Below are 14,915 nucleotides of genomic sequence, written 5' to 3' on the forward strand. Positions count from 1 at the left end.
TCCTATATTTTGTAATTTTAGTTATTAATAATGATTATGTTTAGGGTTTATCTTTGCTGTAAGAATGTGATCTTGCCATTTTCCTGCTATTTTAAGATATGATTTTGCTAATCCTTCTTTTTCAAACCCTAACTTTGTTAATAGTTTTTCACTTCGAATATTTGATGGTATATAGTTAGCCATAATTCTATGAAGCTTTAATTCTTCAAACACATGGTAAATAGCAGATTCTAAAACTTCTTTCATTAATCCTTTACCTTGATGTCTTTCTGCTAAAGAATACCCAAGATTACAAGCTTGAAACGAACCATAAACTATATTTGTAAAGTTACAAACACCCATGATATCTCCATGATTTTTATCTAAAATAGCAAATTTTAACTCTGATTTATTATTAAGCTCTTGTTGGTTCTTTTCTAAAATTTCAGAAATACTTTGTAGTGTAAAAAAGCCATCTTCCCTCACTGGTTCCCAGAATTCTAAATGTTTTTTATTTTCAATATAATAATCTAACATAAGCTGAGCATATTTTGAGTCTAATACTTCAACTATTGTTCTACTAGTTGTAAATCTCATAATCATCAACGGACTTTTATACTACTGATATAAAAGTATATCAAATAAACGATATACATCTAATATTCAACTAAATATAATAGATCTTATTGTAGCTTATTTGTTCTAATATATGACAACCCTAGAAATCTGCATAGATAATTACCAATCAATCCTGAATGCTCAAAAAGCTAATGCTGATAGACTTGAGCTTTGTAGTGCTTTAGGTGTAGAAGGTCTTACGCCCTCACCTAGCTTAGTGACTTTTGCAAAAGAGAATTTCACAGGCTCTCTACAAGGGATGATTCGTCACCGTGCTGGAGATTTCTATTATGATGATACTGACCAAAAGATTATGCTTGCTGATTGTAAACTAATGCTAGAGCTTGGTGTAGACGGCATTGTAATTGGCGCTTTAACTAAAGATAATCAAGTTGATAGTGAATTTTTAAAACCATTTATCAAGCTTACAAAACAAGCAGGCAAAGAGCTAACTTTTCATCGAGCGATTGATTTAACTGATGATATCAACCAAGCCACTAAAGAGATTATCGAATTAGGGTTTGATAGAATTCTTACATCAGGTGGAGCTAAAAATGTAACCGCAGGAATTGAAGCTATAAAAACCTTACAACAAAACTTTGGTAGCCAAATACAAATAATGCCAGGTGGTGGAATTAATTCCACTAATGTGCAGAATATTTTAAATATAACTAAAGTTACAAATATCCATTGCTCAGCTTCTAGAAAAGTCCTTAGACATACAGCTACACGAGCATTTCCAAGAGAGTCTTTAGAAATTAAGATTTCTCAAATAGATGAGATGTTAACCATTAATAAAAAAAACTAATTTGATTTACTCCACTCTTCTAGCAAATCGATAGTTACTCCAACACCTCCACAGACAATTACAACAACATTATGTTTATCCTTGAAGAACTCACTAGCATTATCGAGAGCAGCTAAACTCGCTCCACAAGCAGGCTCAACCAAAATACGATGTTCCTTAAGCAGATGGTAACATCCACCTATAGCTTCTGCATCAGAAACCGTATGATTCACAATATCATATTCACTCGCTAACTGAAAAGCTTGTCTAGCTACACTTTTTGCACCAAGTGATGTTGCAATACTAGAAACACTATCAAGTTCAATATGTTTTTTTGCTAAGCAAGCGCGAGAATATGAGTCAGCACCTCTAGTTTCAACAGCTAATATAGGAATATTTTTGCTATTTCTTTTAAGTCCTTCTACTATTCCACAAAGAAGCCCACCTCCGCCAACTGACAGTATTATTGCATCTGGCCTAAAATTATTAGAAAGTATCTCATCAACAATAGAAGCATGTCCTTCCCATATATAAGGGTCATCGAATGGATGAATATATTTAGCCCCACCTTTAGATATTTCTATCGCATATGCATGTGCTTCAGACCAATCAGTTCCTGTTACAACAACATTCGCTCCTTCAGCTTTTATCAAATCAATAGCTTGCTTCTTAGTTGTCTTTGGAACAACTACAGTAACAGGTATATTTAGTTGGCGACCAGAGTAAGCAACTGCTAGGCCGGCATTCCCACCTGAAGATGAAACTAATGCTACAGCTCCATTTTCCACATATTTTTGACATGCATAGCCAATTCCTCTAGCTTTAAATGAACCACAAGGCTGTAACGCCTCTAATTTAAGCCATACATTAGCTTGTATTTTTTCACCAAAAGAAAGTGATTCTATTAATGGTGTACTTATGTGTATATTTGCCATTATATTTTTAATTTGTTATACGACAATTAGTATATTAATCATAACATCATAAATTTTAAATTAGAGAGTTTATATCCCAAAAATCCTTCATCACCCCAGAATATAATCTTTTTAGCAAACCAATGAAAATCAAGATTCTCAAATAGATGAGATCGTTGCTCTAAAATCAAACTTCTAGAATAGCTTTTTTATGTGAAAAAACTTTATACTTTAGCATCAGTAATAATATCATTCCCATTATAGATACAAACATACCAGCTACTACACTACTTGAATATGAAAAACCATGTTCGATAGGTAAACCTCCAACATAAGCTCCTATTGCATTTGCTATATTAAATCCTGCAATACTAAGGATAGATCCAAGCATTTCAGCTCCATTAAATACATTGATAAGTAAAGTTTGAACTGCTGGCACCAATGCAAATGCGAAGAAACCAATACTAAAGCTTAAAGCTATTGATAATATCTTATATTGAGCGAATACATACATAAGTATTAAAGCTACCACTAAGCCAAATAAAGTAACTAAAGTTGCATTTATAGAGCCTATTTTATCAGTTAATTTACCACCATATAAATTACCAAAAAACATTCCTAAACCAGCTAAGAATAATATATACGGAACACTACCTTCCGAAAGGTGTGTAATATTTGTCATTAATGGTGCTATATAACTATACCATGCAAATAACCCTGCAAAGCCAAATGATACAACTCCTAAAGCTAACCAACTATCAGTTCTCATTAATACTGCCATACTACTTTGATCAGTATCATCAGCTTTAGTTTCTTCTTGAGAATCTAAATGCGGAATAAACATTAATACAGTAATTACCGTCAAAAGCGCTGCTAAACCAACCATCACAAACGCTACTTGCCACCCTACTATATATGCTATAGAAGTAGCTACTGGAACACCTATTAAGTTAGCAATTGTTAGCCCTGCAAACATTAAGGCTATAGCTTGAGACTCCTTTCCTGGATCAGCAATTCTCATTGCAACAATTGATCCCACACCAAAAAATGCTCCATGAGGTAACCCAGACAAAAATCTTGTAAGCATCAAAAACTCATAATTAGTAGCAAATATAGATAAGCTATTAAACAATGCTAGCATTATACTTATTGCTATCAGTAAAGTTTTAGGACTATATTTTGATGAGAAAAATATTAGTAATGGAGCACCTGCTATTACACCTATTGCGTAAATACTTATCAAATGACCTGCTTGAGGAATACTGATATTAAAGTAAGTGGCAACTTGAGGTAAAACTCCCATCATCACAAACTCTGTCATACCTATAGTAAGACCGCCTAACATTAATGGTAAAATTCCTTTCTTCATATTAAATTTTCCTTAAAATTAAAAGTGTTTATGAATATGCTCATCAAATTTGATAAAGTCATCTTCTAATTTAGGGTTTTTAACTACATCATACATCACAAAAGTTGGTATTTTTTGCATCCCTAAGAATCTAAAATTTAAATGCATCGGCAAAAACATATCATCCGGTGTTTTACCTTCTAATAAATATTGATCTTTGTTACAAAATGCCTCAAAGGGAGCATTATATGTTAATGACAGCATGTATTTTTTATTTGTAAGTTTCCCTCCCGTTCCATACTGCTTTTTTATATCACTACGAGTTCTACCATCACCATCTGAAAACACTCCTTGAATTCCCGCTGTGAAAATTTCATCTATATATTTCTTAAAAATCCATGATACTCCCATCCAATGAACAGGAATTTGTAAAATAATGATATCCGCCCATAAATGCTTCTTTACTTCTTCTTGAACCTCATAACCTTGCTCCACATGAGTAGTTAATACACTATAATTTTTTTCTAGAAGCTTATTCTGAGCATTTTCGATTAATGTTTTTGTCAAATCCCCAGCAGTATGTTGATAGGTCTTATGAGTATTTATAATAAGAATGTTTTTCATAGTTTTTTTCCTTATAAACTTAAACTTTCATTGTTTAATAGCTATTATACTTTTAATTTTATTAATGATAATATATCAAATACCTAACACACCTTTTACAAAAACTAAAAGATGAAGATGCTCGATGAACTAAAACTTTTTATTGCTGTGGTTAATCAAGGTAGCCTTTCAGCAGCTGGAAGAGAATTTTATCTATCTCCTGCTAGCATAAGCAATAAAATTAATGCTCTAGAAGAGTACTATCAAACCAAACTCCTAATAAGAACTACGAGAAAAATTGAGCCCACAAAAGCAGGTGAAACGTTATATAGTGAATCTATAAAACTCTTAGAGCAATTAAATGCTGTAAAAGACAATATCTTAAACGACAAAATATCCGCAGAAGGAAGTATCAAAATAACTGTTCCTTTCGATCTTGGGCAACAACTAGTGCTACCTATTCTTAAAAAGTTCAAAGAAGAAAACCCTAATATTGAATATGATATTTTATTTACAGACGATGTAGTGTCTTATAATCAGTTTCCATTTGATTTAGCTATTCGATTTGGAAATCTTCCCGATAGTAGCTTTATATCCAAACACCTAGTTGATAATCATAGAATACTTTGTGCAAGTCCAGAGTATTTACAGAAAAATAATATCTCAGATATTAATGACATCAATGCTATTAAAAAGTGCCAGTTTATAACTTTAAAAATTAATTCGTTTACTATAAAAAAATGGTACTTGATTGATGATGAAAGCAATAAGATTGAACTAAATATCAACGCCGCATATATTGTAAATAATGGCTACATAACACGCAAAATGTGTCTTGAAGGCTTTGGAATTGCTGAGAAATCATATTGGGATATCAAAGATGATCTTGCTTCTGGAAAAATAGTACAAATACTTCCAAAATATAAGGTTCTGTTTGATCCTAAAGATAAACCTGACAACAGAATAAGCCTCGTTTATCCATCGAGAAACTATCAACCGTATAGAGTTAGAATGCTAAGTGATTTTATAAAAAATCAATTTCTAAATCTTTAAATATATTCTCCCCTTACATAGCCTATATATATTAGCTATAATCACCATAGAAAATAGTTATAAAATTTTAATATGATAAAAAATATATTCTTTGACCTAGATGGAACACTTGTAAACACTGTGGGTGACTTAACAGTTGCCACAAATACTATGCGCAAACATTTCGGACTTAAACTAGTATCTGAAGAGGTTTTAGCAAATATAATTGGCAAAGGCTATCCCACTACTGTTAGAAAGGTTTTAGCATTAGACTTTGATGATAATGACTATATAGAATCTGTCGCAGATGAAGGTGTCAAAATTGTTAGTCAAACTTATAAAACTTTAAACAGTGCAAATAGCAAAATATATCCAAGTGTAGTTGCTACGCTAGATTATTTAAAATCAAAAAACATCAAAATGGCAGTTGTGACAAATAAGCATGAAGAAGATGCTATACAATCCCTTACTCACTTAGACTTAATTGACTACTTTGAGCTGATTGTTGGTGGAGATACTACCTCTAGCTATAAACCCTATGCAGAACCTTTACTTTTTGCTATGGAAAAACTAAATGCCAAAGCCGATGAAAGTCTAATGATTGGTGACTCAGAAAATGATTTTTTATGTGCAAAAGATGCTAATGTAAAGTCTGTAATAGTTAGCTATGGTTATCATAATGGTATTGATATTAAATCTTTAGATAGCTTTGCTTATATTGATGATTTTGCTGAATTGAAACAGATTATCTAGATAAAATAGATATTATTTCATTAATTTTTCTAATGTCGGGTTTAAGCTAGAAGGATTATAGCCAAAAGGCCCTTGATCGCCACAAAAAACTATTTTTCCATCATTGATAACATACAACCTAATTGGCCAAGAATTGTAAACTTTTAATAAATTATCATCAATAGTATCTAACACTACAGACATTTCAAAATTCTTTTTGCTAATCAGCCATTCTGCCATTTTCTTACGATCTTCTATACTTTTTGCATATGGAAAACAAAAGTCTGCTTCTGCAGTATATTCTGAATCATTGATATATTGATCAACAAGTTTCCAGCCATTTTCAGCATGTGCTTCAGCGGTATAAATAGTTAAAAACTCAACACCCAAAGGCTTCCATTTTCGCATCACTTGCTGAAGTTCAGCTATTCGTTTTCTATAATGTGGGCAACTATATGATGCAAAATTTAGTACTAGTGGTTTATCTGACAAAAAAGAAGACAGAAGTACTTCTGTACCATCTAATTTAACTACCGTACCATCAACAGCTTGTTTGCCAACAGCTAGCCCTTCACTTCCTCCATTTGTCCAGCGTTGAAAAGCTTGGTCTGCTTGGCTATTTTTTTTGTTACCTGTGATACCTGTAGATTTTAATATACTCAACATTTCATCAATATAAAATGTCGCAGGAAGAGTTTTGCTTAATGCATAGAACCCAAATATCGCAGAATAAATAGCACAACCTGCAATCACTATATAAGCAAATGCTACATAATTACTCATATCTATAATAGCTGCGACTATAAAGGCAATTCCCGAGATAGGTAATGCAAATGCTTGTATAGCTATTGTTCTTTTTATTTCAACAGGTATTTGAGCCCCATGAAATATAACTCTAATGGGACCAATAAACGCGATTAGTAATAGTATTATCCCAATCCCAAACGAGAGTGCTCTATATTGTAATAGGCTATTTTCTGATGTTAGCATTAATACAGAAAGTGATATCAAACTTAGTCCAACAGCTATCAATATTAGAGTCAACACCCTAAGAACTATATAAGCTGGTATTTTCATGATTTTTTACTCCAATAAGCAAGCACAACTGCTTTAGATGATATGTAATTATAGCTAAGCTCGAAAACTATAGCAAAGATGCTATAATTCTAACAATACTTATTATATTAAAACATTTAAATGGCAACTCATCATAAACTTATAATACTAGGATCAGGCCCAGCTGGCTTCACTGCAGCAATTTACGCAGCTCGTGCAAACTTAAACCCTGTGATTATTACAGGAATGCAACCAGGTGGTCAACTTACGACTACTACAGATGTAGATAATTGGCCAGGTGAAGCTGACGGTATCATGGGACCTCAGCTTATGGAAAATCTACAAAAACAAGCTGAGAGATTCGACACACAGTTAGTGTACGATACGATAAATGCCGTAGAGCTTACAAATAAACCTTTTAAACTTACAGGTGAGCTTGAAAACTACACTTGTGATGCTCTTATAATCTCTACAGGTGCAACTGCGAAGTACTTAGGCTTAGAGTCAGAAGAGAAATTTATGGGCAAAGGTGTATCTGCTTGTGCAACTTGTGATGGCTTCTTTTACAAAAATAAAGACGTAGCTGTAATTGGTGGTGGTAATACTGCTGTTGAAGAGGCTTTATTTTTATCAAATATCGCAAAAACTGTAACTCTAATCCATCGTAGAGATTCTCTTAGGTCTGAAAAAATTCTCATAGATAAATTAATGGAAAAATCGAAAACTGGTAATATTAAAATCCTATGGGATAGCACTCTTGAAGAAGTTTGTGGTGATGATATGGGTGTAGATTCTATCCGTGTAAAAAACATCAAAACTAATGAAGAAGCAAAGCTTGATGTTCACGGAGTATTTATAGCTATTGGACATACCCCAAACACAGGTATTTTCAAAGGGCAATTAGATATGGAAAATGGCTACATAAAGGTTAAATCTGGTCTAGCTGGTGATGCTACTCAAACTAGCATACAAGGTGTATATGCTGCTGGCGATGTAGCAGATCATGTATATAAGCAAGCTGTAACTTCTGCAGGGACAGGCTGTATGGCTGCTTTAGATGCTGAGAAGTATTTGGATATCTTAAACTCTAATTAGTACTATTTTTATATTTTTCCTCTAAATCTTTATTTATTTTTTCTAATAATTCTTTTGATTTAACTTCATCGCCAAAAATATCATACTTTATTTCTAGAGTTGATGAGATATTTGTTAAAGCGACTACTGAAACAGTAAAGCTTCCTTTATATTTTTTAGAGTTGACCGTACCGTCTATTACTGATTTTTCAGTAGTGATTATTTTCTTGGTTATAGTTATGTTTTTATTTTTCTTAAATAAATCTAAAACAGCTTGGCTTACTTGTGCTACTGAGTAATCAAAATTTTTCGAATAAGTCGCTTCCTGGTCTACAGCATATGATGACCCTGCTATCAAAATACAGCTATTTAAATTTAAAAGACAACTACCTATAATTATTGAGCAAAATATTTTTTTCATAATCCACTTTTATATGAAGTTCTTTATTTATGACTTTACCATAAAGCTTTAGATAAAAATATAAGCGTAAGATACAAGTTGAGAAAACATAACTTTATATGCTATATTTGGGGGCATATTTTATTTAAAAACTTATAAATCATGTTTGATCAAAAATTTTTAGCTAAACCAAAAGCAGAGTTACACATGCATATAGAGGGTAGTCTAGAACCCAAAATGATGTTTGAATTAGCAAAAAGGAATAACATCCCACTAAAATACAAAACTATAGAGGAAATAAAAAAAGCATATAGTTTTAATAACTTACAACAATTTCTAGATCTTTATTATCAAGGTATGTCTGTACTAATCACAGAGCAAGATTTTTATGATTTAACATACGCTTACCTTAAACAAGCAGCCGCAGAAAATGTCACTCATACAGAGATGTTTGTTGACCCTCAAGCTCATTTAGAAAGAAATATTAGTCTAGCAAATGTATTTTTAGGTATGCAAAAAGCTATACAACAAGCTGAGAAAGACTTTGGGATTAAAGCTAGTTTAATTGTTTGTTTTCTTCGTCACCTATCTGAAAAAAGTGCTTTAGAATGCTTTGAGCAAATTATGGACTATCGTAAACACTTTATTGGTATAGGTTTAGATAGTTCTGAGCTAGGTCATCCGCCAACTAAATTTAAAAATCTTTTTGATATAGCCAGAAAAGAGGATTTATTTCTAGTAGCTCATGCCGGTGAAGAAGGCCCTGCGGAATATGTTTGGCAAGCTCTTGATATATTAGGTGTTGATCGTATAGATCATGGCAATGCTATTATTACAGATAAAGAGCTAGTACAAAGAATAATCAAAGATGATATTGCTCTGACAATGTGCCCATTATCAAATAAATCATTAAAAGTAACACCTGACTTAAAAGACTATCCAGCTAAACTTTTATTAGATATGGGTGTAAAAGTTACTATAAACTCAGATGATCCTGCCTATTTTGGCGGTTATCTTAATGAGAATTACAAGCAATTAGCATCAAGTTTGAATCTAAATAATCATGATATAGATAAACTAATTCAAAATAGTTTAGATGCTAGGTTTATAAAATAAAAATCTTCTAAATAATGATGCTACTACGCAATACACAAGGTGTACATACTGAGAAGTATTTCGATAGGTTGAGCTAATTATCTTATTAATGACAAGTAATTTCTTTAGAACAAGTAGCTACATTTAAGTATTTCAAACTTTTTTACTATAATAAATAACTCTTATAGTTGGTTTAATTTCCAATCATAATCTTTAAAATAAATAATGTTATTATCACCCATTAGGGCTTGCTTGATTTTATTATTTTTTATGTAATACGATATAAATTTGCGCATTTGTTTTTGATTACCAAAATCACTACCATACCAGTTAAATATTTCAGATAAATATAACTTGTTATTTTTAATTTCAACACCTTTAGAACTATTTACCCAACTTGAGAAAGCATTATTCAATTGTTCATTAATTTCAGAGCCTTGATACGCATCCTTAGAAAGGTTTGGACAACTAATAGATGCACAGTTAACGGCTGCATGAACTCTAGGATTTTTCCAAATTGGACGAATTATACGGTGTTCAATATCATTTAAAGTCAAATATTTGCCACTAATTTTAATTACTTTTTGATCCCAAACTTTTGATACTCCAAACCAATTTTTATCTATGTCAGTTATTGATTTAACAGGATAGTTTTTTAAAATAGTTTCAACTGTTAGTATATTATACATATTAATCCAATATGCTAATTGTTGATCACGGTTATAATCTAATATATTCAAACTAGCATAATTTTTAATCATCTTATCTAGTTTTACTTTATCAGAATCAGTTACTTTAGCATAACGCATATAAGTCTGATTTTTTTCTTTAACCACATAAGTATCTAAAAAGATCTGCCATTCATTAAAATTAATTACATTAGTAGATTTTAAGTTTGATTTATCCCAATAACTCCACAAATTTGCTGATGGCGCTGCCTGTAATGAACTAGTAAATATCAAACATAATACACATGCTATACAATATCTAGCTAATTTAATTTTTCTCATGTTCTCTCCATCCATATCAAAATAAAACTTATAAACTTAGGTTCTGATTCTAAGTATCACAAACATTAAATTCCTAGTTAAATACCCAATCAGATGTTAACCAACCAACTTATTTTCTTGTTCTATTGATCTAATATAATAGATTAACATACCTCATTAAAACCTCTTTACCTTTGAATGGGTTCGACTTTTAAATTTCATCAATTGATTTCCAATCAGAATCTTGAGGTCTATTCTTTGCTATTTCATATGCCTCATAATAATATTTATAGATATCTTCTTCACCACATTTGTACTTATATATTTCTAAGCAAGCAAATAAACTTGATATTGTTAGCTTAGCTTTTAGCCAAATATCTCTATCTTGATACAAGACCCCATTTTTTTGAAACCTGAAACTTAAACTCTCTCTTAAATTTTTCAAATAAGGCTCCCAATCTATGCTATCACCCTCAAGCAAAGTCCTAAGAGGTACTTCTTTAATATCAGACGATACATTGTTCTTGTTTCCCCAAATCAATGGACTATCACAAGTTACAGCTAAGCTTGCCCAATAATTAAAATCTTTTTCTAAATTAGTTATTGTAAGCAAAAGTCCTTCAAGCTCTCTTTGCAACTTTGATTGTCTAATAGTTTCTAACAATCCTACAAATGCCAAGAGTGCGTAAAAAGGACCTAATATTCCACCAACATAAGTTCCAAAATTTGCCCAATCTTGGGTCGACTTAGATAGATGACTGTGGAAATTATAAAAATAAATCCCTATTACAAAGGATGACACAAATACAGCTACACAAAGTAATATTTTTAACATCTGTTTTAGCGCCATATTTTACCTGCTTAACAACTATGATTTTTGATTATAGCATTTATTACTATATACAAAACCTACCTCCCCCTCAAAAAGAAACTATCCAACTGAGTATTAGTAAGCTTCACCCAAGTGGGTCTACCATGATTACATTGCCCAGAGTTTTCAACTGTTTCCATTTGTCTTAGAAGATGATTCATTTCTGGTAAAGTTAGTTTATCGTTTGCTCGAACTGCTGCATGACAAGACACTGTAGCTAGTATATGGTTTAGATAAAACTCTACACTTTTAGTCTTACCCGAAGTACTGATTTCTGTAGCCACATTTGAGATAAGATCTTTGATGTCTTTTGTCTTTACATAATTTGGTGTTGAGCGGACAAGTACCGCATCATCAGCAACTATAGATATTTCAAACCCAAGCTTTTCAAAAACCTCTAAATTCTCATCAATAGTTGCAACCTGTCCACCTGCTAACTGACAAGTCATCGGCATAAGTAAATTTTGTTTGAAGTTTTCAGCATCACTATGCCAAGTCTTTTTCATCTCTTCATAGAGTATTCTCTCATGGGCTGCGTGCATATCTACAAGCACCACTCCACCCTCTATTTGAGACAATATATATATCCCATGAATCTGACAAATCGCTTGGCCTAAACCACTAGTTTGTTGTGTTTTATCTTCTGTATTTATTGGTTGCTTAAATTCTGTAGTATTAGCTATATTTGAAAAACTCAATTCTTGTTTATTTTCAAAATCTTCGGCTTTAACATCTATATCAAGGCTCATATTGCCGATATTAAGCGGATTGTTATTCGCTTGAGAAATATCTTCTGAAGTTACTGAATACTCATCATCAGCTTGTACATCTGCACTTGTAGTTATAGTTTTTTTGACCTTACTATATAAAAAATCATAAATAAAGCGTTGATTTCTAAAGCGAACTTCACTTTTTGCAGGATGAACATTCACATCAACCTCTCGATGATCCATATCTAAGTACAACAAAAATGCAGGAAAACGATTGCCATACATTACATCTTTATAAGCACTTTTTATTGCATGATTAACGATCTTATCCTTGATGATACGACCATTTATATAAAAACTCTGCATATCTGCTCTGGCACGATTGTACCTAGGGCTTGCAACCCAACCCCACAAGTGAGCATCGCCGACATTTTCATCTATATAAATAGCATTTTCAATAAACTCACGACTATATAAATCAAGCACACGATTGTATTTTAGCTCGGCTTCATTTGCAGCAAATAGGCTTTTGATTTCCTTACCGTTATGAATAACCTTAAATGCGACATTAAAGTAGCAAAGCATATACTTTTTAAGTAATTCAAATATATGTAAAAACTCAGTATTATCTTTTTTTAGGAATTTGCGTCGTGCAGGAGTATTATAAAAAAGCTCGCCGACTTCTATTGTTGTGCCAGTTACATGCGCAGCAGGAATTACTTCATTTGAGATGTTGTTTATCTGCCAAGCCTCTTCTGAACTTATCTGTTTTGAGATTATCTTAACTTTTGCAACAGAACCAATACTTGCTAAAGCCTCGCCACGAAAACCCATACTAGCTACAGATTCTAGCTCATCAAGATTATAAACCTTACTTGTAGCATGAGGCGCTAGCGCTAGTGATAAATCATCTTTTGAAATACCTTTGCCATTATCTCTTATACGAATAAATGACTTACCGCCCTCTTGTATCTCTATCGTTATATCACTAGCCTCTGCATCTATAGAGTTTTCTACTAGCTCTTTAATGATTGAAGATGGTCGTTCAATTACCTCACCAGCTGCGATTTGATTAGCTAAACTTTGTGATAAAACTTTTATTTGACGGGTATTTTCCACTTTTAAGCCTATTAGTTATAATGGTTTCTTTACAAAATCTCTAGTTGAGCATTCTTCAAAAAGTTTTTGGTCTATAACCTTTCCATTTTTATCCTCATATGGGTAAACATTATCTTTTGTTAGACCACATAACTTTTGGATTTTTTTAGCTTCTGATTTAGATATTCTTTCCCAATACTCATCTTTACCCAAAAATCCCCAAAATGCTCTTACATAAACTCTTTGCCCACTATCTATAGTCTGTGCTTTCATGTGATAATAATTGCCATCATGAGGGTTTAATACAGCACCATCTTTATATAGAGGTCCTTTTGCATCATTGGACTTAGCATTTGAGTTTTTTGCATTCCAAACAAATTCCATACCTTGGTATTTATCCTTACCACTTGAATAATCATAATCATTGCCATAAGCACTACCTTTACCACAATTTTTACAGTAAATCATCGGAGCATGAACTTTGTTATCATCAACATTAGAAAGAGGTACAAATATTTTTGCATTTAAATTGCCGTCTTTATTATTGTAAGCTTGAATTACTGATGTGTTTGTATTTGTATCTTTGTCCTTTTGTAACCAGTAGCCATTAGGTAAAGCATCTTTTTCAGATGCAAAACTTATTGTCGCAAATATAGGTAAAAATACTAAAGGAATTTTTCTTAACATAAGAATGAAAAAAATATTTTAATTGTAGGAATAAAGTATAAAGAAAATCTGCAGTTATACAAATTTATTAGATAATAATCAGTTTGCAAAAACTAAATTTATGCCGTTGGATTAGGAACACCAAAGTCATAGTTATAACACTCTTTAAACAGCTTACTATCTTTAAGTTTTCCATCTTCATCTTGGTAAGGGTATAGATTATCTGCTGTTAAGCCACACTTCTCTTTAACCGCCTCATATTGCTCAGGAGTAATTTTCTTCCAATGAGCATCTTTACCAAACCAGCCATAGTAAGCTCTTACATCAAGTGTTTTACCACCATCTGCTATTATTGCATTAGCTGAGTATGTTTTACCATCATTAGGGTTTAGTACACCACCCTTATCATAACCAGCACCTACTTTTTGCAGGTTACCTGAGAATACTAAACCTTGAGTAAAGTTTGTTTTATTTGAAGTATAATCATATTTAAACCCATTTATTTCACCTTTCACGGCTTTAACAGCCCCGCCTTTTTGGAAACGAATATCAGCTGGAACTATTTCACCAGACGAATTAATTTTCATAATAGGAACGGCGATATTCATCTCTAATGTACCTTTTTTACCATGAGTATCATTAGTAGCTAAATATGTATGAATCACACCTTGTACTTTACCACGGCCAGAATCTTTATCTTCATCAAACTGAACCCAATAACCTTCGTACGGATTTGCACTCGCTTCTGTAGCTTCAGCAGCATAAAGTGAACCTGAAAAACCTGCTAATGTAAGTAAAGCAACAATTTTAGTTTTTTTCATATATTCTCCTTTTGTATGAAAACTTTTCAATCAACAGTATCGATACTAGCAAAGATATACTTTTTATTCAAACATCTGAGCATTTAATTTAACAAATAACACAGATAAGTTTATACTTACTA

Annotated in this window: 16 protein-coding genes; 5 read left to right on the forward strand and 11 right to left on the reverse strand. The window is 32.2% G+C overall.

Features of this window, described 5'->3' with window-relative positions:
• Positions 1–24 precede the first annotated feature (24 nt).
• Positions 25–585 (reverse strand): ribosomal protein S5-alanine N-acetyltransferase, encoded by a 561-nt coding sequence (gene rimJ, locus FLM55_RS01535; protein ID WP_306293444.1) that lies wholly within the window; start codon positions 583–585, stop codon positions 25–27.
• A 103-nt stretch (positions 586–688) separates the two neighbouring features.
• Here rimJ and FLM55_RS01540 point away from each other — a divergent pair, with 103 nt between their 5' ends.
• Positions 689–1,405: a copper homeostasis protein CutC gene (locus FLM55_RS01540; RefSeq protein WP_178947702.1), complete on the forward strand. Its 717-nt coding sequence runs from the start codon at positions 689–691 to the stop codon at positions 1,403–1,405.
• Here the strand turns inward: FLM55_RS01540 and FLM55_RS01545 are convergent.
• From FLM55_RS01545 to FLM55_RS01555, 3 genes are all read right to left on the reverse strand, one after another.
• Positions 1,402–2,319 carry a pyridoxal-phosphate dependent enzyme gene (locus tag FLM55_RS01545; protein ID WP_178947703.1) on the reverse strand — a complete coding sequence of 306 codons (918 nt, stop codon included), beginning with the start codon at positions 2,317–2,319 and terminating at the stop codon, positions 1,402–1,404. The genes FLM55_RS01540 and FLM55_RS01545 overlap by 4 nt on opposite strands.
• Before the next feature lie 166 nt (positions 2,320–2,485).
• On the reverse strand, positions 2,486–3,667 hold the full coding sequence (locus FLM55_RS01550; RefSeq protein ID WP_178947704.1) for an MFS transporter: 1,182 nt from the start codon (positions 3,665–3,667) through the stop codon (positions 2,486–2,488).
• 18 nt (positions 3,668–3,685) lie between these two features.
• Positions 3,686–4,270, reverse strand: coding sequence for an NAD(P)H-dependent oxidoreductase (locus FLM55_RS01555; protein ID WP_178947705.1), 585 nt, complete (start codon positions 4,268–4,270; stop codon positions 3,686–3,688).
• Between the two features lie 111 nt (positions 4,271–4,381).
• On the opposite strand from FLM55_RS01555, the gene FLM55_RS01560 reads away from it, so the two are divergent.
• Entirely contained in the window at positions 4,382–5,302 is a 921-nt protein-coding gene (locus FLM55_RS01560) for a LysR family transcriptional regulator (RefSeq protein ID WP_178947706.1), read from the forward strand.
• Between the two features lie 72 nt (positions 5,303–5,374).
• Complete coding sequence (locus FLM55_RS01565) at positions 5,375–6,034, forward strand: HAD-IA family hydrolase (protein ID WP_178947707.1); 660 nt, start codon at positions 5,375–5,377, stop codon at positions 6,032–6,034.
• Positions 6,035–6,046: 12 nt separating this feature from the next.
• On the opposite strand, the gene FLM55_RS01570 is transcribed toward FLM55_RS01565, so the two are convergent.
• Positions 6,047–7,090 carry a deiodinase-like protein gene (locus FLM55_RS01570; RefSeq protein WP_178947708.1) on the reverse strand — a complete coding sequence of 348 codons (1,044 nt, stop codon included), beginning with the start codon at positions 7,088–7,090 and terminating at the stop codon, positions 6,047–6,049.
• 120 nt (positions 7,091–7,210) lie between these two features.
• Here FLM55_RS01570 and trxB point away from each other — a divergent pair, with 120 nt between their 5' ends.
• Positions 7,211–8,164, forward strand: a complete 954-nt coding sequence (gene trxB / locus FLM55_RS01575; RefSeq protein WP_178947709.1) for a thioredoxin-disulfide reductase — start codon at positions 7,211–7,213, stop codon at positions 8,162–8,164.
• On the opposite strand, the gene FLM55_RS01580 is transcribed toward trxB, so the two are convergent.
• Positions 8,157–8,564 (reverse strand): DUF3568 family protein, encoded by a 408-nt coding sequence (locus tag FLM55_RS01580; protein WP_178947710.1) that lies wholly within the window; start codon positions 8,562–8,564, stop codon positions 8,157–8,159. The genes trxB and FLM55_RS01580 overlap by 8 nt on opposite strands.
• Positions 8,565–8,705: 141 nt before the next feature.
• On the opposite strand from FLM55_RS01580, the gene FLM55_RS01585 reads away from it, so the two are divergent.
• The gene (locus tag FLM55_RS01585) at positions 8,706–9,659 is read left to right on the forward strand and encodes an adenosine deaminase (protein WP_178947711.1); all 954 of its coding nucleotides are present in this window, start codon (positions 8,706–8,708) and stop codon (positions 9,657–9,659) included.
• Positions 9,660–9,820: 161 nt separating this feature from the next.
• Here FLM55_RS01585 and FLM55_RS01590 read toward each other — a convergent pair whose 3' ends face one another.
• The 5 genes from FLM55_RS01590 to FLM55_RS01610 all read right to left on the reverse strand — a co-directional run bounded on the left by FLM55_RS01590 (position 9,821) and on the right by FLM55_RS01610 (position 14,793).
• On the reverse strand, positions 9,821–10,648 hold the full coding sequence (locus FLM55_RS01590) for a DUF547 domain-containing protein (protein ID WP_178947712.1): 828 nt from the start codon (positions 10,646–10,648) through the stop codon (positions 9,821–9,823).
• A 190-nt stretch (positions 10,649–10,838) separates the two neighbouring features.
• Positions 10,839–11,462, reverse strand: a complete 624-nt coding sequence (locus tag FLM55_RS01595; protein WP_178947713.1) for a hypothetical protein — start codon at positions 11,460–11,462, stop codon at positions 10,839–10,841.
• Between the two features lie 74 nt (positions 11,463–11,536).
• A complete protein-coding gene (mutL, locus tag FLM55_RS01600) occupies positions 11,537–13,327 on the reverse strand; it encodes a DNA mismatch repair endonuclease MutL (protein WP_256868897.1) in 1,791 nt (596 codons plus the stop codon).
• 15 nt (positions 13,328–13,342) lie between these two features.
• Entirely contained in the window at positions 13,343–13,993 is a 651-nt protein-coding gene (locus FLM55_RS01605) for a DUF2147 domain-containing protein (RefSeq protein WP_178947714.1), read from the reverse strand.
• A gap of 98 nt (positions 13,994–14,091) precedes the next feature.
• Positions 14,092–14,793: a DUF2147 domain-containing protein gene (locus FLM55_RS01610; protein ID WP_178947715.1), complete on the reverse strand. Its 702-nt coding sequence runs from the start codon at positions 14,791–14,793 to the stop codon at positions 14,092–14,094.
• Between the last annotated feature and the right edge of the window lie 122 nt (positions 14,794–14,915).

It is taken from the genome of Francisella sp. Scap27, assembly GCF_013394105.1.
Lineage (GTDB): Bacteria > Pseudomonadota > Gammaproteobacteria > Francisellales > Francisellaceae > Francisella > Francisella adeliensis.